The 21,065-nt window shown below is 35.4% G+C and carries 17 protein-coding genes; 6 read left to right on the forward strand and 11 right to left on the reverse strand.

Annotation, left to right across the window (positions count from 1 at the left end; all coding sequences use genetic code 11):
- Window positions 1-92 precede the first annotated feature (92 nt).
- From AC3ITQ_RS15165 to AC3ITQ_RS15180, 4 genes are all read right to left on the reverse strand, one after another.
- Complete coding sequence (locus AC3ITQ_RS15165) at window positions 93-2,279, reverse strand: PepSY domain-containing protein (protein ID WP_489235009.1); 2,187 nt, start codon at window positions 2,277-2,279, stop codon at window positions 93-95.
- Between the two features lie 70 nt (window positions 2,280-2,349).
- Entirely contained in the window at window positions 2,350-2,829 is a 480-nt protein-coding gene (locus tag AC3ITQ_RS15170) for a DUF2271 domain-containing protein (protein WP_489235010.1), read from the reverse strand.
- Between the two features lie 58 nt (window positions 2,830-2,887).
- A complete protein-coding gene (locus tag AC3ITQ_RS15175; RefSeq protein WP_489235011.1) occupies window positions 2,888-4,369 on the reverse strand; it encodes an ankyrin repeat domain-containing protein in 1,482 nt (493 codons plus the stop codon).
- 194 nt (window positions 4,370-4,563) lie between these two features.
- On the reverse strand, window positions 4,564-4,947 hold the full coding sequence (locus AC3ITQ_RS15180) for a response regulator (protein ID WP_489235012.1): 384 nt from the start codon (window positions 4,945-4,947) through the stop codon (window positions 4,564-4,566).
- A 186-nt stretch (window positions 4,948-5,133) separates the two neighbouring features.
- On the opposite strand from AC3ITQ_RS15180, the gene AC3ITQ_RS15185 reads away from it, so the two are divergent.
- From AC3ITQ_RS15185 to AC3ITQ_RS15210, 6 genes are all read left to right on the forward strand, one after another.
- The gene (locus AC3ITQ_RS15185) at window positions 5,134-6,171 is read left to right on the forward strand and encodes a bestrophin family protein (RefSeq protein WP_489235013.1); all 1,038 of its coding nucleotides are present in this window, start codon (window positions 5,134-5,136) and stop codon (window positions 6,169-6,171) included.
- Between the two features lie 242 nt (window positions 6,172-6,413).
- Window positions 6,414-7,751 (forward strand): TolC family protein, encoded by a 1,338-nt coding sequence (locus AC3ITQ_RS15190; protein WP_489235014.1) that lies wholly within the window; start codon window positions 6,414-6,416, stop codon window positions 7,749-7,751.
- 11 nt (window positions 7,752-7,762) lie between these two features.
- Window positions 7,763-8,827, forward strand: coding sequence for an HlyD family secretion protein (locus tag AC3ITQ_RS15195; RefSeq protein WP_489235015.1), 1,065 nt, complete (start codon window positions 7,763-7,765; stop codon window positions 8,825-8,827).
- A gap of 3 nt (window positions 8,828-8,830) precedes the next feature.
- Window positions 8,831-10,399 carry an efflux MFS transporter permease gene (locus tag AC3ITQ_RS15200; protein WP_489235016.1) on the forward strand — a complete coding sequence of 523 codons (1,569 nt, stop codon included), beginning with the start codon at window positions 8,831-8,833 and terminating at the stop codon, window positions 10,397-10,399.
- Window positions 10,400-10,451: 52 nt separating this feature from the next.
- Entirely contained in the window at window positions 10,452-11,138 is a 687-nt protein-coding gene (locus AC3ITQ_RS15205; RefSeq protein WP_489235017.1) for an ion channel, read from the forward strand.
- Window positions 11,139-11,182: 44 nt separating this feature from the next.
- On the forward strand, window positions 11,183-12,277 hold the full coding sequence (locus AC3ITQ_RS15210) for an AI-2E family transporter (protein WP_489235018.1): 1,095 nt from the start codon (window positions 11,183-11,185) through the stop codon (window positions 12,275-12,277).
- A gap of 352 nt (window positions 12,278-12,629) precedes the next feature.
- Here AC3ITQ_RS15210 and AC3ITQ_RS15215 read toward each other — a convergent pair whose 3' ends face one another.
- The 7 genes from AC3ITQ_RS15215 to AC3ITQ_RS15245 all read right to left on the reverse strand — a co-directional run bounded on the left by AC3ITQ_RS15215 (window position 12,630) and on the right by AC3ITQ_RS15245 (window position 20,761).
- Window positions 12,630-14,099 carry a glycoside hydrolase family 130 protein gene (locus AC3ITQ_RS15215; RefSeq protein WP_489235019.1) on the reverse strand — a complete coding sequence of 490 codons (1,470 nt, stop codon included), beginning with the start codon at window positions 14,097-14,099 and terminating at the stop codon, window positions 12,630-12,632.
- 460 nt (window positions 14,100-14,559) lie between these two features.
- Window positions 14,560-15,156, reverse strand: coding sequence for a hypothetical protein (locus tag AC3ITQ_RS15220; protein WP_489235020.1), 597 nt, complete (start codon window positions 15,154-15,156; stop codon window positions 14,560-14,562).
- Between the two features lie 144 nt (window positions 15,157-15,300).
- Window positions 15,301-16,374, reverse strand: a complete 1,074-nt coding sequence (locus AC3ITQ_RS15225) for a BamA/TamA family outer membrane protein (RefSeq protein WP_489235021.1) — start codon at window positions 16,372-16,374, stop codon at window positions 15,301-15,303.
- 250 nt (window positions 16,375-16,624) lie between these two features.
- A complete protein-coding gene (locus AC3ITQ_RS15230) occupies window positions 16,625-17,197 on the reverse strand; it encodes a YciE/YciF ferroxidase family protein (RefSeq protein WP_489235022.1) in 573 nt (190 codons plus the stop codon).
- An 18-nt stretch (window positions 17,198-17,215) separates the two neighbouring features.
- The gene (locus AC3ITQ_RS15235; RefSeq protein WP_489235023.1) at window positions 17,216-19,357 is read right to left on the reverse strand and encodes a catalase; all 2,142 of its coding nucleotides are present in this window, start codon (window positions 19,355-19,357) and stop codon (window positions 17,216-17,218) included.
- Window positions 19,358-19,540: 183 nt separating this feature from the next.
- Window positions 19,541-19,690 carry a DUF6766 family protein gene (locus AC3ITQ_RS15240; protein ID WP_489238943.1) on the reverse strand — a complete coding sequence of 50 codons (150 nt, stop codon included), beginning with the start codon at window positions 19,688-19,690 and terminating at the stop codon, window positions 19,541-19,543.
- A gap of 21 nt (window positions 19,691-19,711) precedes the next feature.
- Window positions 19,712-20,761, reverse strand: coding sequence for a glycoside hydrolase family 130 protein (locus AC3ITQ_RS15245; RefSeq protein WP_489235024.1), 1,050 nt, complete (start codon window positions 20,759-20,761; stop codon window positions 19,712-19,714).
- Between the last annotated feature and the right edge of the window lie 304 nt (window positions 20,762-21,065).

The following is a 21,065-nucleotide window of genomic DNA, read 5'->3' on the forward strand; positions in this document are numbered from 1 at the left end:
AGCTATGCGTTTTTAGATTAAGCGGCTTCAAAAGCTATGTTTCTATGTGTTTAAATTTACGTAGTTTTCTTTTACGCGGTTATTGTTTAAATTTAATAACAATCCGTCAATAATTGACCCTTGTTTTTATAATCGCTTAGTTTTTTGTTTTTCTCCACTAATAAAGAATCAAGCGTCGATTCAACATCCTTTTGCATAGCCAAGGAACCACAAATCATGATTACGCCATTATTTTCTAATAAATTCAGAAAAAAGCTAGCATCGCGTTGAATTAAATCCATTACATAATAATGATTTTCTTCACGGGACAAAGCCAAATGAAAACTTTGTAAATGTTGTTTCTGCATCATTTGGGATGCAAACTCTTTATAACCTGAAACCGTTTCTGTTTCCATTCGGAAGCCGGCGTATAAATGCGTTTCGGTTTTTTTCTTGTTTTGTTCGATCATTCCAAGGAAAGGCGCAATTCCGGTTCCGTTGGAGATAAAAGCCACTTTTGAAGCTTTTTTAGGCAAATGAAAAGCATGATTATTAATGATTCGGGCTTTGATGACATTGCCGGGTTTTAACTCATTCAAAAAGCCGGAACCTAATCCGTTTGGATGCAGTTTGACAACCAACTGAATGTTACCGGAATGATTTCCGATAGAGTAGAGGCGCTCTCTGGTATCATTGGCAGGATAAATGGCCAGTAAGTCACCAGAAGTAAATTTAGCTCTCATATTGGCTCTAAGCGTAAGGATAAAAGTATGTTCTGTTTCAGAAACAGCCGTTTTATCCAGAACCATTAATTTCTGCAAACCTTTCGGGGCGTGATTGTATAAGGAAGGCGTTGTAGATAACGGAATTCCGGTTTTGGCACTCCACAATTTAATCCACTCCACAAATTCCACCGCCGATTTGTCGTTGACAGTCTGTAAATCCAGAAAACGTTCTGCCCAGTTTTGTTTTTCTAAAAGTTCATCAATTTCGCGGGCAAAACCACAAAAATCAGGATAAGCCGTTGAACCAAATCCAACCACAGAAAAATTAATTTTTTGCTGTTGTTTGTGTTTCTGTAAAAGGGATATGAATTTTCTTCCGTTGGATGGCGCATCGCCCAAACCGTGTGTGGAAGAGAAAACAATGATATGTTCTGCTTTTGGGAAAACCGTGTAGCTATTCAATTCGGTTAAAAAAGCCTTTTCACCAGCAGCAATCAACTGTTTCTGAATCGCATTGGCGAATCGCAAAGAGCTTCCGTTTTCAGACCCAGCCAATAAAATGTATTTACTCTCGTTAGCTTTAAATTTATTCTTGATTCGGCTTGACCTTCTTTTTAAAGTCATCGCAAAACCGGAATAGATAAAAAAGAGAATATTTAGTGAAGCAAGAGCCAGAACTATAGCCCAAATGGCGTTTATTCTTCCCGTATGAAGGTCTAAACTTAAATCGGCAAATTGAGCCGTAATTGGCGATTTTTTTTCACTAATTACTTCGCCTGTAACCTGATTTACTTCAATTTCGCGGTCTTTTAATTCAATGATATAATATTCTTCAGGATCATCTGTAAAAGGAAATTCTATTTTCTTTACATCTGTTAAAAGTGTAGTCTTGAAAATATTGATAGCCGTACCTTTTTTGGCAGGAATAACAGTTTCTGTCTTTTCCTTTTGCTCTTTTTTATCCATGAAAAAGTTAAACCTTTCCAAAGTTAAATACGTTCCCGTAAGTGCAATAATCAGAATCGGAATTAAAGCCAATCGTCCTAAAACCACATGGTAATATTGAGCAAAATATTCTTTGATTACTTTCGAAAAGAAGTTGCGGATTCCTTTTTGTCTTTTCAAAACCAAAACAAATCCGGAAATAGCAATCAGGAATAATAAAAAGGAAATAACACCCACAAAAAAGCGACCGGCTTCATGTAAAAATAAAGAACGATGAAAACTCGTGATCCATTGAATAAACTCAGTTTTCTTAACCGGAGTTCCTAATTTTTTTCCTGTTTTGACATCAATATAAGCGTTGATATCATTCCCGTCCTTATCGATGGCCTGCAGCGTTACAAACTGATTGTAATCAACGGTTAGCTCCGTCATTTCAGAATAATTCTTTTTTAAGACAGGAAGCGTTTCTTCCAACGTTATTGTATCAAAATTTTCGATTTTATACGGAAGTGTTTTTTCCTGTACAGCATCAACAGCCAGAATAATACCCGTTACCGATGCCAAGATCAAAAATAAAGAAGAAACCAAAGCCAAAGCCAGGTGAGAGGAACGCCAAAAAGAAAGAGTCATGGAGTGTATGCTAAAAGGTAGTTAAGCTCTGTCAAAGTTTTAAACTTTGACAAAGCTTAGATTTCTATTGTTAAATTTTATTTAATCGTACGTATTTAATATAACCTTTACCGTCTGTTTTTTCAGCAAGACCTGCAGTTGTAAGTACAACTTCGGCATCTGTTACATAATATTTTTGATCTTCAACAGCCGACTCAAATCTTAGTTTATATCCTTTGTTCAATTTAGAATCATCAATTTCAAAAGTGGTAATACTTCGGTCGCCACCAGTAACAGATGCTCCGCTTATAGCACTAATATTCTCTTTCTTTTGGGTTTGAAATTTATTCCATTCTTTTAAGGATGTATACCATTTTTTATCATCACCCATTACATAAAGCGTTTTTTCGTATTCCCCTTTTGAATTAATTAGTGAAACTACGATATAAGCACCTTCGCCCATATAATTGTTCATTTGAAGCATACATTTGTATTTGCTTTGCGCAACAGATTGAAAAGAAACAAGGCATATTAATACAGCTGTAAAAGCGACTTTAAGAATTGATTTCATGTGTATTGTATTTTTATTGGAATTTGGAATTTTTCTTATTTGGAATTTTAAAAATTATTTATTTTAAAAACTCGATTGATACATTTTGTTTTGTAAAAAACTCGTTTTCTTTGGCAAGGGCGTAGGCACTTTCGTCAAATTCAGTTTTAATGTCTTTTTTGGCTCCAATAGAAATCAGGTATTTCAGGATTTCATCGTTTTTAGAAATCATGGCAGCTTTATGTAAAGCGGTCATACTATCTTTATTTTTGGCATTGACATCAATATTTAAAGGAGCTAATTTTTTCAACAAAGTGAAATCACTTTTTACCACGGCTAAATGATACAAAGTGTTCCCGTCTTTTTGAGCAGCAGCAAGATTTAAGCCTTTGTCTTGTAATAATTTTATTTTTGTTTCAAAAGGATCTTGTCCTTTCGATTCAGGACGATACGATTGAATAAGGTATACGCCTAAATTATTACCATCTTTATCGGTAACATTTACATCAGCGCCTTTGTTTAAAAGAAGTGCGACATTATCAGGAGTTCCTGATTTTACCGCCATTGTTAAAGCTGATTCTCCTTTTAGATTCTTTAAATTGATCTCTTTCGCGGCTGGAAGTAACAATTCCAATGCACCATTTTCTCTGGCTCCGGCCGCAATCATAAAAGGTGTGTTTCCGTCCTTATTTACTTTATTCGCATCTGCGCCTTTTGCAAGGAAGTAACTGATAATTTCTTTTTGATTTGGTTTGCCTGCCAGTAAATGCAAAATATTTTCTCCCGATTTGTTTACGGCGGTTGGTTTTAGTTTTAACTCTTCTGTCAAATATTTATAAGCCTCTAATGAAGTCGTTTCTCTTCGGCTTCCTTGTGCTGCAAAGAATAAGGCGTTGTCATTATACTTAATTCCCTTTACTGCGATCTTTTTCAGTAAATCGATATTTCCAACTTTGGCAGCATAATTAAATGCTGTATTTCCATCACTGTCCACATCTTTAAGAGACATTCCTTTTGTTGTGAAATATTCTGCAAGCGTCAGGTTTTTATCAAATGCAATGCTAAGTAATAACAAGTTAGCACCATTATTGTATTTTTTAGCCGGATTTAATCCTGCTTTAAAAAAAGCTTCATATAAGGCTGGATTGCTTTGTCCGCTAGTTGCAGCAAAATCAGCTGGCGTAGCGCCATGACTGTCTTGAAGATTAATATCTGAACCTTTTGCAATAAGATATTCTACCATTTCAACATTTCCTTTATAAGCGGCCCAGTGCAGGTAAATACGATTATCATGAGTTGATTTAGTAACAGGGTTACCTGGCTGGTCTAATAAAAATTTAATCGTTTCATTAGGTGCATCATTATTGATGGCAAGAACAACAACATCAAATGCATTTGGATTGGATTGAGATGGATTGTTTCCTTTTGCTATTTCAGCTTTTACAGTTTCTACATTTGGAGTAGTTTTCCAAAAGCTAGCTTCCAATAAAGTATTCTTTTGCTGTGCATTAGAAAATAGAGCAGCAACTAATGCAATTGAAATGAAAAGTTTCTTTTTCATATTTAGAATTTTACAATTTTTAAAATAATTGGTTATGCTTTTATTCCTTCTGAAAAGTGCTTTAAAAGCAATCTATTTAGAATAAATAAAAATAAGGCAAATGTAAAAATAAATATTAGTAAGACAATTTTATTTGGAAAAGAAAATCAATCTTAATTCAGTCTTAAGATTAGAGAATTTGAAAAAGGTTTAATTTACGAATAAAGTATTTCGTGAAGTATCTGAATTAATTCTTTGTAGCTATTTGGTTTGCAAATAAAATTACTGGCACCAATTTTTTGATAAGTGTCTTTTATGATTAGATCAGACTGGCCGGATAAAACGATAATTGGTATATTTTGTAAATGGTCATCTTCTTTTATTTTGTGCAAAAAATCTTTCCCCGTCAAACGCGGCATTTGCAAATCAAGAAAAATAATATCCGGTAGTTGTGTTGCTTTTTTGAGGTCTTCCAGAGCCACAGAAGCATCTGTAGAGGCTATAATAGTGATGTTTTCCTTAAATGAATTAACAGCTTCTGAAAATATATCAATATCTTCAGGATCATCATCTATTATCAAAATATGTTGATACTTCATATTTTAAAAATACAAAGAAAACAGTCAAATGAAGTTACACAATTTCATATGTGATTTTATATAATACCAAGGTTTTTAAATTTCGGATAAATAATTTTTAACGGTTAAATACTACTTTTTAAACGCAAAATGATATTTGTATTACGCTAATTTTTATCTTTATAAGGGTTATAAAATCAGATACTTATGTTTGTAAATAATAGTTTCAGCTTTAGTGCATTAGTGAAATTCAGCGGAGGTTATTTATTATGGATTATTGTATGGTCGTTTCTCGTTTTATTTTCATACGAATTTCTACATCTAAAATGGATTGCAATTCCGTGGGTTAGTATCGGTATCATTGGGACTGCGGTGTCTTTTTACATCGGTTTTAAGAACAACCAATCTTACGAGAGAATCTGGGAAGCCAGAAAAATATGGGGTACAATTCTCAATATTAGCCGTATGTGGGGAGTTACCACGAGAGGTTATATTAGAAATCATCCATCTTTTGAAAAACTTTCTGAAGAAGAAATTGATGCCATAACCAAAAAACTCATTTACAGGAATATTGCTTATGTGTATGCTTTTCGTGCCCAATTATCAATACCTACATCCTGGGAACACATTACACTTGGGACTCATATTGCCAAAAGAAGTCGAAGATCAATAGAAAAAGTGGCTGGTGATACTCTTGAAGATGATTTTACGAAAGAGATGCTGGAAAAATATCTTAATTCTGAGGAATATGCTGATTTGAAGAGATTCAGGAATATGGCTACGCATATTATTGATTTGCAATCGCAAGATTTAATGCAGCTTAGAAAAGATGATATCATTAATGATTTTTACCATGTGCAATTGCAAACCCTCTTAAATAATTTATACGATGAACAGGGTAAGGCAGAGCGAATTAAGAATTTTCCGTTACCCCGTTTATATGCTTATGCAAGTAATTTATTTGTCTGGATCTTTATTTTTTTGTTGCCATTTGGTCTAATTGCCGAATTTGATCAAATGGGACCTTATAATGTATGGCTGTTTATTCCGGTCGTAAGTATTGTTTCCTGGATTTTTTTACTGATGGAACTTGTTGGGGATTATTCTGAGAATCCATTTGGAGGTTTACCAAACGACATTCCGATGCTTTCTATCTGCCGAACTATTGAAATTGATTTAAAACAAATGATGAAAGAAGAAGATATCCCAAAAACTATTAAGGCACAAAACGGAATTTTATTGTAAAAGAGACTACTTTTTTTAAAGTTTGGTTTAATTTTATTATTTTAAGAATTAATCTGATTATTTAAAAATAAAATTAACATTTGTTTATGATTATCGAAATAAATATTTAAATTTGATAGGATGTCTCGGTTTATGTAATTGAAATATTCAATTTTTTTCCCCGTACAATCTTTTAGTTGAAGTTATTTAAAATGAATTGTTACTAAATACAATCCTACATAACTAAAAATGAATTAAATCTTATGAATTATTGGCAATTAAAAGATTTAGGTTTAAAGTTTTTGTTTCTTCTTTTGGTATGTACTACCAGCTTTAGTTTTGCTCAGCAAGATAGTCTCGGAAATGCAAAAAAAATCAAGCTGGATGAAGCCATCTTACTTGGTATTCAAAATAATAAACAACTTAAAATTGCCAATACCAATCTGGCCATCGCCAATGAAAATGTAGGTCAGGCTAAAATTGCTAAAATGCCCCGCATTGGATTAAGTGCAGGATATACCTATATAGGTGATCCTAAATTGTATGAAGGATTTTACGAAAACAACATTACAGTAGATTATTTGAATCATATGGGATTTGCCAATGTCGTATCGGCAGTTCCAATTTACAACGGAGGTTCTATCAACAATAGAATTGAGCAACAAAAATTACTAAGCCAGATGCAGGAATCCGTTGTTAAAATGACAGAAGCCGACGTTAAAAATGCGATTACAGAACAATATTTTACCCTTGAAAAATTATACCGTCAAATTGAGGTAACCAAACAAAATATTATCAATACAGATCTTCGTATCAGCCAGTTAAAATCACGCGTTAATAACGGTCAGAACCTAAAAAGTGATCTTTTAAGAACCGAATTACAACAATCTAACTTTAAGGTTTCGGTTTTTAGAAGTACCAATACAATCGAATTAATCAGTAATTATCTGGATATCATAATTGGGTTTCCTACCAATACGATTTTAAAGCCTGAAGTTACAGAAAGCATGATTCCGACAGAGAATTTAAATCTTCAGCAAAGTTTAGAAGAAGCCTTTTTGAATAGAGAAGAGTTAAAACGAGCCGAAATTGGCATTCAGCTTTCTGAATCTTCTTTGAGTCTAACCAAAAGCGGTTTCAGACCCAACATCAATGCTAATCTTATTCTGAATACCGAATATCCGGCACAATGGCCGACCTATGTCAATATACTTAATTATTGGGCGGCAGGTCTTTCTTTAAGTTGGGATGTTTCGAGTTTTTATACTTTAAAACACAGAATATCAGGCGATAAATTAGAGATTGACAAGAGTAATATTGCTTTGGCCGTTACGAAAGACCAAATTACTACCGAAGTAAAAAATGCTTACGTACGTTATGCAGAAAGCAAAGAGAATATCAAAACCTTTAAAAAAGATGTGGAGCTCTCGATGAGCAATTATAAAATTGTAAAAAGCAGATATGATAATGATTTTGCTTTAATCAGCGAAATCGTAGATGCTGAGTTGCAATTAAATAACTCCCGAATTTCCTTGGTTAACGCCAATTTAGATTTAATTATTCAATATTATTCCCTGCAGTATGCCATGGGTAAACTTTAAGATATACTATCATGAGCGAAGAAAATGCACCAAATGAAGCAGTTCAGAAAAATGATAAAAGACGAAACACGGTTCTAACGGTTTTATCTTTTGTTTTTTTGATTGCAGGAGCTTTATGGATTTTGAGCTTGTTTTTTGATTTCAGTAATTATGAAACCACTAATAACGCTCAGGTTGAAGCTTATATCAACAGTGTTGCAGCAAGGGCAACTGGTCATATTAAGGAGATCAGGTTTGAGGCCAATCAGTATGTTCATAAAGGCGACACTTTGGTTGTTTTGGATGATTCCGAATACATCATCAAAGTGAAGCAAGCCGAAGCTGATTTGGCTATAGCCGAGGGAAACCTGCATTCCTTAGTGCAGACCATTACGACCTCAGCATCCAATCAGGCTTCAGGTCAGGAAAAATTAGCCGGAGATTTGGCGAGTCTTGAAAAAGCTCAGAAAGATTATCAGCGTTTCAAAAATATGTATGCCGATTCGGCTGTGACGCGCAACCAATACGATCAGGTTATTTCAAAACTGAAATCGGAGGAAGCTTACGTAAAAGCGAGTCAGAAAGGACTGGAAGCCAGTGGCTCCGTAACCAAACAGAGCAATATCAATTTGGAAGCAGCGAGAGCGACAGTGGCCAGAAAAAAAGCAGATCTTGATGCAGCAAAGTTGCAATTATCCTATACCAGCATAATAGCCCCATCTGATGGTTATGTTGGAGAGCGCAATCTTTCGATCGGAGAATTAATTAACGCCAACCAAACAATAGCCACGATTGTACTGAACCAAAAACTATGGATTTCTGCCAATTTTAAGGAAACTCAAATTGAAAAAATAAAACAAGGGCAACAGGTTACCATTACCATTGATGCATTGGACGGAAAAGAATTTAAAGGAAAAGTAATTGGTTTTTCGCCGGCCACGGGCGCTAAATTTTCTATGGTCGAACCGGATAATTCAACGGGGAATTTCGTGAAGATAACACAACGAATTCCAGTTAAAATTGAATTTGAGGCTGCAGCCAAAGATTTAGAAGAAGTAAAACCCGGAATGAATGTAACTGTCGAAGTAAAAAAGTAAAACATGATCGCAGGAAAAAAAGGAAGCGTTTTTACACTCATAGGATTATACATCCTTACGATTCCTTTTTTTAATGGTCTGAATGTTACGACTTATGATAATTCGCAGATTCTGGGGCATTTTGGGGCTTCAACAACTGTCTTTACCTATTCCGTTTACATTCCCATTTTTAGTATGTTGGCTTTTATGCCTTTGGGATTAAAGTTAGGCAAACAGATTCGCGTTCGCACCATGATTTTATCGGTAAGTTTTTTATCGCTGCTTTTCAATACGGCCTCTTTATTTGCACCTACAATCGGGTGGTTTACATTATGTCGTGCTCTTATGGCTATTGTTTCCGTTATTGGAATATTTGCTTCGATGGTGCCTATTATATTAAAATACAATCCTGTTTTTAATATGGCATTGTTGTATGGTATTCTTCAGTTTATTCAAAAAGGAAGTCAGCATTTATATCAATATATTGGGGCTCATTTTACCAGTTTGCACAACTGGACTTTTAGTGTCTATTTTCTTAATGTCAATTTTTTAGTATGCATTCTGTTAGCCTGGTATTTTTATAAAGCCGATGTGGCGCCTATGAAAACGGTATTTCAGTTTGACTGGCGAGGATGGATTATCATGATACTGTTTTTTATGGTGATTCTCTTTTTATGTGCCGAAGGTCAAACCCGAAATTGGTTTGATGATCCAAAAATAGGATTGGCGACGGCTCTTTTGTTTGTACTATTTGGAATTTACCTGTTGCACACGCGTTTCACAGAAAATCCAATAATTGATCCGGACGTTTATCGGTATAAAAATGTAGTAATTGGTGCTTTTTTGATGTTTTATATTGGGATTATGAACGGAACGGGCAGTATAGTAACGGGTTATATGACTAATATTTTAGGTTTTGATTCGGTTTTAGGAGCTCAGACCCATCTTGCTTTACTGCTTGGTTTGTGTATTTCGATTCCGTTGGCAACCTATCTTTTATACAAACGAATCTATCTGGCAACCATCTGGATTATTGGTTTCGCTTGTTACGGATTGTACCATCTTATGCTGTTTTTGAGGTTCTATCCCGGAATAGATGCATCCGATTTCTTTTTGCCACTGATTTTTAAAGGACTCGGAATGGGGTTTCTTTTTCCAGTATCCTTACTTTATATCTCAGAAGGAGTTCCGCCGAAATTAAGTACATCGCGCATGATGAGCGGGATTATTGCTCAGGCGGTTTTTGCATCACTTTTGGGAGGAGCTATTTTAGGAACTTTTATTTCAAATATGAATATACAGCACAAAACGGGACTTAGCCAACAATTGACCATGACGAATAAACAGGCAGAAAATCAATTAGCGAATTCCAAAAGAAACTTTTTATTCATGGGATTATCAGATGCTGAGGCACAGAAAAAAGCGGAGAAAAGCCTTTCTAATCAAACGGCTCAGACCTCGATGTTACTGGCCTACAAAGATATTTATCTGGTCATGTCGGCGATTTGTTTTTTGCCCATTTTTATCATTCTTCTCTTTAAACTTTGGCGCAGACCAATTGGAAAAGTAGAAGCGGAGCCTATACCAATTTAAAGTATTACATATAATCCAGTTTAGCTTCTTATTTAATTAATAATCGAGAATTATGGAACTAAAAAATGATCGTTTTTTATATCGTTTATGGACACGGGAAAAAGGACTTAGCGTCATGTTGTTACTGCTTTGTATCATGCAGTTTGTTGTGATTCCATTATTTGGCAGCTATTCTCGTTTTATGGTAGTTATAAATATTTTTTGGATGCTATTTATCATGGCAGGCATTATTTCATTGGCAAAAGATAAAAAGCAAGCCCTTCTGGTTTCTATTATTCCATTTTTGTTTTTAATGGTACAGTGGATCGACTTTTTTCAGACCAACGTCATTGTGGTATTTGCCGACCTCTTTTTGTCGGTTGCTTTAATGTTGCTTCTAATTGGATTGGTTTTGATCAAAGTATTGGAACCCGGGCCCGTAACACAATATCGTATTATTGGTTCGATAGTCGTTTATATGTTGTTGGTCAATCTATGGTGTACGGTGTATTTATTTGTTTTTAAACACATCGAAGGTTCTTTTCAGATGGCTGTTTCTCCATTTGATAGCAGCAGCGAACAGGCTAACTTTATGTATTTCAGTTATATCACCATGACCTCGACAGGTTATGGCGAAATTGTCCCTATTCATCCGTTTGCTCGCTCCCTCGTTCAGATCGAGGTGCTGACAGGCGTTTTATATCCGGTAATCTTAATAGGAAGATTGGTTTCTGATGCCAACTTTTCTTTGAAAAAATAATAAACAAACATGTAAAACCAATTATTATCTAAAAACAAAATAAAATGGAAAATTCGAATGTGAATAAACGAAAAGAACTCTTTGACACTATTTTGCAGCTATTTTTTATCTTCCTGGTTGTTGGATTTTGTCTCACATTGCTAATGCCTTTCTTTATGCCAATTCTTTGGGCAGCAATATTAGCTGTAGCATTTTATCCTTTATTTAATTTTCTGCAAAGAATATTAAAAGGGCGAAAAACGTTGGCCGCTGTAATAATAACAATCACTATTATAGCCATAATGTTAGTTCCGGTAATATATGCCTTAAAAGCAGCAACATCCAATTTTTTAGAATTAAAAACTGAGTTTGAAGCGGGAACTCTTAAGGTTAGCCCACCGGGTGCTTCAATTAAGGAGTGGCCAGTAGTTGGTAAACCGCTGTACGAGTTTTTACTTTCTGCATCAACAGATTTAGAACAAAGTGTTGTTAAATATCAGGATCAGATAAAGGAATTCTCTGCAAAAATTATGAGTAGTATATTGAGTTCTGGTGTGGCCTTTTTGCAATTTATACTTTCCGTTATTATTGCCGGAGTTTTATTGGTTTCGCCCGGTGCAAAAACTATGGTTTATAAATTTCTAAAAAAGATTGCCGGAAACGAAGCAGATGAAATTATGACCATTTCGACTTCAACCATTTATCAGGTGGTGAAAGGGATTTTGGGAGTGGCCATTATTCAGACCATTATTCAGGCATTTGGATTGTTTTTAGCCGATATTCCCTATGCCGGAATATTGACCTTGATTTGTCTTGTTTTTTCTATTTTACAGATCGGACCAATCATAATTAATATTGGGGTAATTGTATATCTCTTTTCTACAGGAGACTCTGGTTATGCGATTGGGTGGACTATCTTTTTTATCATAAGTGGACTTTCAGATAATGTTCTGAAACCACTTTTATTGGGTAAAGGCGCTTTGGTGCCCATGCTGGTGATATTTTTAGGAGTAATTGGCGGATTTATAATGTCAGGATTTATAGGATTATTTGTTGGTCCAATTGTATTTTCAATTGGGTATAAATTGTTCATTGCATGGCTGGAGGAAGGTACTGATCCTCCTAAAGTTGAAGCTATTATACCGGAGACAATTGAGTAATTTATATATAAAAATCTACTCAATTTGAGAGCGCTAAGGCAATTTATTTCACGCAGATTTGGCAGATTAATGCAGATTAGCGCAGATTTTTAATTCGCTCGCAGATTTAGCAGATTTGGCAGATTTTAATTAATCAAACTCAATCTGCTTAAATCCTTTTTAAATCTGCGTGAAATAATTGCATTCTGAGAGAGCAGTTAAGTCAAACCAGATTTTATTTCACGCAGATTATCGCAGATATAAGCAGATTTTAATTATCAAACTTAATCTGCTTAAATCTTTTTTAAATCTGCGTGAAACAACTGCAAAGAGTAAAAATGGGATCTGTTTTTTTGTGAATAGTACTGTGAAATTATTTGCTATTCTTTAAAGCCGTTAATAGCTCGACTAAATCTACAACTGCGTAAGTAGAAGAATAATCAGAAACAGCGTAAGGCAATATAAGGCTGTTATTGTGAATAATAGCACCACAGGAATAAACAACATTCGGAACATAACCTTCACGTTCGTCTTCCAGAGGAGAAAGCAAAGGTTCTTTTAGTCTTCCGATTTCCTTTGATGGATCATCAAGATCAAATAAGGAAGCTCCAATGCAATAGCGTCGCATTGTACCCACGCCATGGGTAATAACAAGCCAGCCTTCAGTTGTCCAGAGGGGCGATCCGCAGTTTCCAATTTGTGTAAATTCCCAGGCAAAACGTGGCTCCTGAAGTAGGATAGGAGTATTCCATTGGGTAACCCTGTCTGAATACATGATGTAGTTATTAACGCCGTCAATACGGGAGAGCATGGCATATTTTCCTTTGATCTTTCTCGGAAATAAGGCCAGATTTTTATTCTGAGCACCCACACCATGCAAAGGCATTACCCTAAATGTATAAAAATCTTCAGTAGAAATAAGTTTTGGCAATATAGCGTGACCATTATAAGCTGTATAAGTGGCCAATACACGATGAGAATCATCATGATCATCATCAAAGCGAACAAAACGCGCATCTTCTATACCACGGCTTTCAGACTCCGATATGGGAAAAATAACACGCTCTGTAATGTCAGAATCATGCTGGAATGATAAATCATAAAAAGAATTGGCGAGCCAGATTATTTCTTCGAGCGCCGTTCTTCTTTCCTGGCTAATTGATGGATCGCTTAAACCCGTTTTTACGAGACTTTTTAAGACAGCATACTCAAATTCATCCGGCAATTCCTGCATGACTTGCGTGATGTATTTGTCATGGGTATGCATCTCAGACAATTTCATGGAAAATCGCTCTTTATTGTACAAAGTTTTGTGCTCTATTTCAGCCTTGTCGATATGATGTCCAATCTTCATGACCTGAAGGTTGTTGTTGCGATCCAGAATGGCTCTCCTAAAAACAATCGAAGAAATATGACCTTCACCCGTTGCTCTAAAAGAAAGAATAACACGTTTTTCGCCCATTTCTAGTCCCGTCTGATCAAAATCTTCTATGATGGAGGGGTTAAAAATAGCGGCAGATTCAATGGCATATTCCATGGTACAGTAGGAGCCTATCAGCATCTTTCGATCCAGGGAAATAGCTTCATAATCGACCTGCATTCCTTCGATTATAGGTCTGATTTTCTCGCAGTGTTTTAAAAATATGCTTGAAATATTTCGATGGCGTCGGGCAAATTCCCGAAGTGTCTGTTCTAAAGTTTGCAAAACCTGTTTTTCATCCAGCATCATTATCCGCATCACCATTTGTTGGGTTCTTTCATCGCCATTCATAAAATATCGGGCAACAACTCTTTTCGAATCTGGTGTAAATACTATGTTTTTTCTAATGATGGGTACTCGCATATTTTTATTTTTTTGTTAGATAAAAGTCAGCTCAATTTTATTCCTAAACGGATAAAACGACTTCAGTTATTTTACTTTATGGTTCTTTTTTTTAGAGAATTAAGAAGCATATCTATTTTAAAACAGCTTAACTGTGTATTAATAGCTCTATACAAGTTAGTGATTTTGCTAACGAAAAAACCTTAAAATTTTATTAAAACTCCATACATAGTCTTTCACTTTACAAACTTTAGTTTTCTGAAACAATCAATTTATAAAGTCCGATTTTAATAAAGGGGTATTTCAAATTTACAAAAAAGAATAAAATTATCTGTATAAATATTTGATTTACAGTAGATATATTTTGAAGATTGTTTTTAAATAGAAAAGAAAGAACGTTTGAGATATAAAAAAAGGGACAAATGATTTTTTCACTTTGTCCCCATTAATAATTTTGAACGAATAATTAAACCTTTTAAGTTTACTCTTTATACAAAATGATAACCGCTTTGTAACCCTTACCAACATTCCATTGGCTTGATTCAATTACTTCGCCTTTATCATCATAAACCTGAAATTCAGCGGTATTTGGTGAAGCAGAACCTTCATTCAAAGCTTCAAAATCAATTTTGTTGATACCTTTTACTAAATTTATTTTGAATCCTTTATAACTTCCGTCAAGAATTACTTCAGGTTCAATAACCTTATCATTCAGGTACACTTTGATCTTATCGCCGTCAACAAAAGCAGCATCTCTGTAACGAATTGTAGACGTAAAAGATTTCGTTACAAAACCACCTAAATATTCATTTCTTCTATAAAAAATACCTTCTACATTGGCTTCTCTTTTATAAAGAACATTATTATTGAAGAGTTCATCCGGATTTATTTTTAAAACAATCGGCTCTTTTGAAAGAGGCAGAGGCTCGTCTGTTGGCGGAGCTTCTGTTGGCGGAATCACTTCTTTATTTTCTGAATTTTTAGGTTGGATTGATTGCTGTTTTCTATTGAACTCATCTTGTGCAAATCCATGCACTGAAACACCAATCATCATAACTAAAAACAAAATCTTTTTCATACTTTTTTCTATTTTATATATATAAGTTAATATTAGATTTAACCTAATAACCTAAACATTTAATTAAACTTTTTATTGTCTTTATGACGAACTGATTGTCAAAAAGAGTGTTGTTTTATAGATTATTTAACAACTATTGACTTTTTAAAAAGCTTCTCCAATTCTGAAATAAATTCCCCAGTCATCTTTTCCAACGGCCGCATCCAGTCCTACATTAAATTTCACTGTTTTAAAAGCCTTGTACCGATATCCAACGCCGGCACCCGGATACATTTTCCAATTGAAATCGGGTGTATCAGAACCATAAATGGTGGCAAGCCCCGCAAATCCAACAACACCCATTTTTTTACTGAAATTGTATCGATATTCACTTTGTATCGCCATTAATCCATCACCGCGATATTTTCCTTCAGAATAGCCTCTGATGTCTTCTCCGCCAATAGTAACCTGTTGTTCAAAGGCAATAGCACCTAATCCGAATTTACCTGAAAAACGGGCAGCCAAAACATCGGTTCCATTTCGCATTGGGAAATATTTATTGTATTCTGAGAGGATTTTATTGGCTGAAACGTCATTTCCAAACCATTCAGGAAAAGTAACCCATCGTATTCTTGCTTTCTCACCTTTAGTAGGATAATAAACTGCATCACGGGTATCATACATTACGATCGCCTGTAGGCCATTTGTATGTGTTTTTGAAGCGGGTTGTACATTGTCTTCGTACGTAGTATCATAATGCGCATACGAATACCCAATTCCGGCGTATAATGATTTTACCACTTTACGCTGAACACTAAAATTGACAACTGTTGTTTTGGTGCCGTAATCGTAAAAATCTGGTGCATCAATATCATCCATATAAAATTGAGAATTTTGATTTCCCGTCATAAAGAAAAACGTGGCGCGCCAACGATCTTCTTTTAAATAAAACTTATTAAATAAGGCCACAAAATAGGATTTATTGGTAGTGTAAATAGCTGAAACTCCTGATAAATTTTTAGGAGAAATTGTATCGGCTGGATTTATTTTATACATCATCATGGGAATAGCTCCAAACATAAATTCAAGATTTCTGTTGTAACTGATGTACGGCATTACATTAAAATCGATATTTTTTTTGGTTGTAACAGCTGTAGCAGTACTATCATTTGATTTCGTTTGCGTCCATACTAAGGAGCAGGATAAAGACAAGATTATAGATAATAAAATTTTCTGCATTTGGTTTCTTTTGAAAATTATGAATCAGCACTTATTAGACGATTTTCCTTTTTAATTTACTATTCCTTTTCGGAAAGGATTATTATAAATATACGTAGAATTATTTATAAAGAACTGAATTATAGTGTGTCATTGTTTTAAAGAAAGGATCTACACCCATGTTTTCAGATAAAATATTGTTATGAAAAAACATCTGCATAAACTGCAGATGTTTTTAGTAAAAATGAAAATAAGTAATTAAGTACGCTGCTTATTCAGCCGCAACCCTATTTACTGTATTTAATGCAACATCATTTAGCACACAATCGGCTTCTTTTTCTTCAGCCAACGTTTGCGTTAACAATTTTGCGACGTCATTTTCGCCAAGTGTTTTGGCAAAGGCACACAAAGTACCGTAGGACGCAATTTCATAGTGTTCAATTTTTTGTGAGGCCGCAATAATGCCGGCATCTCTCACGGCCCCCGGAACCGTTTCATGCAAAATGCTGTCGCCTTCTTTTAGTAATCCAGCCATGGCTTCACATTTTTTTCCTTCGGCACTTTCACCAAGGAGTTCAAAAACTTTTTCTAGTCTTTTTACCTGGTTTTCGGTTACGGAAAGATGTTCTAAAATGGCACTCGTAAGTGCAGGAGATGTGGCATTTGAAGCCATTTTAGGCAAAGCGGTGACAAGTGCGTTTTCTGCCCAATAGATATCTTTTAGACTGTCTATAAAGAAGTCTTTTAGCTCCGAAGCGGCATCGGCAGAAGGGGATACAATATTATGTTTACCGTTTTTATTAACGGCAGCTTTATCCGGTGTAGGTTTATCTGAATTTTTCATATGAATTATATTTTAGTGTTAGTTGTATAAATTTTCTTCACGTTCCCAAATACGATGGCTGGCCATAGCGTTTATGAAATCAAGTGCAAATGTTTCGGTGGCTGGATCACTGTATAAAATAATACCTGAATCATCGTTATTAAGTTTTGAAGCAAATGGTGTTTCGCTCAATACTCCAATTGCCTGGCCATCGGCACCAATAACTTTGCAGTGTTTGTAAGCGTCATTTAAAAACTCTAACACATCATCATTTTGGGCCAAATCATTTAGGCCTTCACTATGTGGAATATAAACGGCGTCAAAAAGTACTGATGATGTCGTAAGTAAACTAAAATCAACCGGAATTGCACCTCCTTCGTCAGTAAGAACAGATCCGAGGTTTTTAGCAATTACAAATCCTTTGGCATCTTCTTTTAATAATATATTCTTTATGTTCATTACTGAAGCGGCAGAAACGCCATCGGCACAAAGTATAGCTACTTTTCTGGAAGCTATTGTGGGCGTATTCGTTGGGTTTTTGATCATCGAAAGAGCATCAGACGATTTTACTGATGAATCAATGGAACGCGGTTCCTGATTTCCCATTTCATTTTCTGGAGAAACACCTTTATTTATAGGAGTTTCAAGAATTGATGGTACTGAGGTACCTAATCCCTCAGCCACTTTTTCGGCTAGCTGCATGTCTACCTGAGATAAAAGCCCAAGCATTCTGACTCTGATCGCAGCTGTTTCCACTTTACCTAGTTCAAAACGCAACGCTTTTACAATATGGCTTTTTTCTGTAGGAGTCTGACTATTGAAGAATAATTTTGCCTGACCAAAATGATCTGCAAAACTTTCGCTTCTTTCTCGCACCTTATGCGCGTCTACACGTTCATTAAAACTTGAAAATCCGCCTTCTTCAATTTTTGCCTGAAAAGGACATCCTCCGCCAAGCGAATTTGGATGATAACTTACACGGCCTTTATTAATTTCCTGACGCATATGTCCGTCACGTTGGTTGTTGTGAATTGGCGAAACACTTCTGTTAATTGGAATTTCATGAAAATTTGGACTTCCTAATCTTGATAATTGTGTATCCGTATAAGAGAATAATCTTCCCTGAAGCAAAGGATCATTTGTGAAATCAATTCCTGGTACCACGTGTCCAGGGTGAAAGGCAACCTGTTCTGTTTCAGCAAAGAAATTATCCGGGTTTTTATTCAATACCATTCGGCCAACAATTGTTACAGGAACCAATTCTTCCGGAACAATTTTAGTTGGATCCAATAAATCAAATTCATATTTATGTTCGTCTGCCTGTGGAATAATCTGAACACCTAATTCCCATTCCGGGAAATTCCCCATATCAATAGCTTCCCACAAATCCTGTCTGTGAAAATCAGGATTTTTTCCTGAAATTTTTAAGGCTTCATCCCAAACTACAGCATGTGTTCCTAGTTTTGGTTTCCAGTGGAATTTCACGAAAACAGATTCGTTTGCTTCGTTAATTAATCTGAAAGTATGAACTCCAAAACCTTCCATCATTCGATAACTTCTCGGAATAGCACGGTCTGACATCGCCCACATAATCATGTGCATGGATTCCGGCATTAGTGAAATAAAGTCCCAAAACGTATCGTGTGCGGAAGCGGCTTGCGGAATTTCATTGTGTGGCTCCGGTTTTACGGCGTGAATCAGATCCGGAAATTTTGAGGCATCCTGAATAAAAAATACAGGAACATTATTTCCTACCAGATCATAAATTCCCTCCTGAGTGTAAAATTTAACGGCAAATCCTCTTACGTCACGGGCAAGATCGGTTGAACCTCTAAAACCTGCAACGGTCGAAAATCGCACAAAAACAGGCGTTTTTAATCCAGCTTCTTTTAAAAATCCGGCCTTAGTTAATTCAGGAATTGGGTTGGTCACTTCAAAATAACCATGAGCCCCGGATCCGCGTGCGTGTACGATTCTTTCCGGAATTCTTTCGTGATCAAAATGGGTGATTTTTTCTCTTAATATAAAATCTTCGAGTAGGGAAGGTCCGCGTTCACCAGCCTTAAGGGAATTGTTGTCGTCGTTAATGCGAACGCCCTGATCTGTGGTCAGGAATTTGTTAGTTCCATCTGATTTATTTTGCAATAAATCACGCTGTTTTTCGTCTTGTAAATTTTTCATAAACAGTAAGTTTTGATTTGTTTTTTTGAAGTTTTAAATGTGTTAGCGTCGGAATATCAATTCTTTGTGTTCTTTTTGATATTCGGTTCCCAAATTTACTTTATGTATTCACCAACCGCTTATAAGATTATTTTATAAGGTTGTACAATTACCATGAGATTAAAATGTTTATTTAATTGCTTGCTATTCACCTGTTTGCATATGCGGTGCATCAACAGGTTTTGATTGGGGAGATCCCATTTGTCTTAAATAAACGGATAGGAGTATAATGGCAAAAACAGAGAGAAATTCGCTTTGCCAGTTTTGAAAGTGAGAATCACTCTGTAGTATGATTGAAGATTATTCAGTAAGAGCTTAGTTTTCTAAAGCTGCTAAAATTGCTGCAATTGAAAAGTGAGCTCCACAAACAAATTCGTCAGCAGCTCCGTAATATATGGTAATTTTATCACCATCCACAACATGACCATTGGTAAAAACAACATAACCAAAAAAGCCACTCAACTCATAGTTTTCCTGCGGACTCATGATAGGTTCTGTTGTACGCGCAATAACTTTAGACGGATCTTCAAGATCCATTAAAAAGGCTCCGAGACAATATTGATGTTCCGCATTGGCTCCGTGATAAATTTCGAGCCATCCTTTATCAGTTTTTATTGGAGCGGCACCGGCACCAACTCGGGCACTGTCCCAAAGTCCCATGCGTGTGCCCAAAAGAAATTGATGATTTCCCCAATGAATTCCGTCCGGAGATTCAGCCAGCCAGATATAATTCCCTCCAATCTGTGGACTTGATGGTCGGTGTAAAGCATAAAATTTACCGTTTATTTTTTCTTCAAAAATGGCAACATCCTTATTATGTGGAGGAAATATCATGCCTTTCGTTTCAAAGTTTTTCCAGTCTTTGGTGGTACGTAATCCAACACCGACACCGTTGGATGAAACAGCTGTATAAGTTATATAAAAAGTATTTTCAAGATAACTGACACGAGCATCTTCAATACCAAATTGTTCCAATATTCCAGAACCCACAAGAGAATTAAACCCTTCAGGAGTATAAAAATGAACCCCATCATCACTGCATAACAGGCGAAGATGGGAGAGTGTCGTTAAATAATCAAGCCCTTTATATTGTATTACTCTGGCATCCGTAGCAATCAAGTCAGGATCATTAAGTGGTATTTCAATAATTTCGATTTTCCCGAGAGCATTTACGACCGGAAAAAAGATAACGCCTTCTTTTTGTGCAATACTTTCTGCAACTCTCACTAACAACCACGTTTTCCCTTCGAAAACAAAAACACCCGGATTTAAAAGACTGATAATTTGTAATTCTTCGCTGCTTGCCTGCAAATCTTTCGGCATCAAAAGGGGATTCTCTGGAAATCTTTGTGCAATGTCGCTCATAATTTATTGGTTTAAATTAATTTGGAATCAGAACTGGACTTAACTGAGTTTTAGAAATAAATGAAACATAAAAATACGCATTTTTGTTGTTATCTTCTTTTATATAATAGGTGTTTAATTTTTCAAGATTGACATTTCGGTTAAAATAAAAAGAGAGTTCTGGTTTATTTATGTTCTTGTAAATCAATGCAATGAAGTGTATTGTGAACTACAATTCTGCTTTTATTACTAATGGGTTAGTTAAATTACTAACAAATTAGTTTGTCTACTAATTAATTAGTAGTATCTTGCATCAAAATTTGTA

Source organism: Flavobacterium sp. KH_001 (assembly GCF_057840745.1).

What these genes read in the sequence shown, in the direction of transcription:
- AC3ITQ_RS15165 (WP_489235009.1), bottom strand. Translation starts at nt 2,279, where the DNA reads ATGACTCTTTCTTTTTGGCGTTCCTCTCACCTGGCTTTGGCTTTGGTT.
- AC3ITQ_RS15170 (WP_489235010.1), bottom strand. Translation starts at nt 2,829, where the DNA reads ATGAAATCAATTCTTAAAGTCGCTTTTACAGCTGTATTAATATGCCTT.
- AC3ITQ_RS15175 (WP_489235011.1), bottom strand. Translation starts at nt 4,369, where the DNA reads ATGAAAAAGAAACTTTTCATTTCAATTGCATTAGTTGCTGCTCTATTT.
- AC3ITQ_RS15180 (WP_489235012.1), bottom strand. Translation starts at nt 4,947, where the DNA reads ATGAAGTATCAACATATTTTGATAATAGATGATGATCCTGAAGATATT.
- AC3ITQ_RS15185 (WP_489235013.1), top strand. Translation starts at nt 5,134, where the DNA reads ATGTTTGTAAATAATAGTTTCAGCTTTAGTGCATTAGTGAAATTCAGC.
- AC3ITQ_RS15190 (WP_489235014.1), top strand. Translation starts at nt 6,414, where the DNA reads ATGAATTATTGGCAATTAAAAGATTTAGGTTTAAAGTTTTTGTTTCTT.
- AC3ITQ_RS15195 (WP_489235015.1), top strand. Translation starts at nt 7,763, where the DNA reads ATGAGCGAAGAAAATGCACCAAATGAAGCAGTTCAGAAAAATGATAAA.
- AC3ITQ_RS15200 (WP_489235016.1), top strand. Translation starts at nt 8,831, where the DNA reads ATGATCGCAGGAAAAAAAGGAAGCGTTTTTACACTCATAGGATTATAC.
- AC3ITQ_RS15205 (WP_489235017.1), top strand. Translation starts at nt 10,452, where the DNA reads ATGGAACTAAAAAATGATCGTTTTTTATATCGTTTATGGACACGGGAA.
- AC3ITQ_RS15210 (WP_489235018.1), top strand. Translation starts at nt 11,183, where the DNA reads ATGGAAAATTCGAATGTGAATAAACGAAAAGAACTCTTTGACACTATT.
- AC3ITQ_RS15215 (WP_489235019.1), bottom strand. Translation starts at nt 14,099, where the DNA reads ATGCGAGTACCCATCATTAGAAAAAACATAGTATTTACACCAGATTCG.
- AC3ITQ_RS15220 (WP_489235020.1), bottom strand. Translation starts at nt 15,156, where the DNA reads ATGAAAAAGATTTTGTTTTTAGTTATGATGATTGGTGTTTCAGTGCAT.
- AC3ITQ_RS15225 (WP_489235021.1), bottom strand. Translation starts at nt 16,374, where the DNA reads ATGCAGAAAATTTTATTATCTATAATCTTGTCTTTATCCTGCTCCTTA.
- AC3ITQ_RS15230 (WP_489235022.1), bottom strand. Translation starts at nt 17,197, where the DNA reads ATGAAAAATTCAGATAAACCTACACCGGATAAAGCTGCCGTTAATAAA.
- AC3ITQ_RS15235 (WP_489235023.1), bottom strand. Translation starts at nt 19,357, where the DNA reads ATGAAAAATTTACAAGACGAAAAACAGCGTGATTTATTGCAAAATAAA.
- AC3ITQ_RS15245 (WP_489235024.1), bottom strand. Translation starts at nt 20,761, where the DNA reads ATGAGCGACATTGCACAAAGATTTCCAGAGAATCCCCTTTTGATGCCG.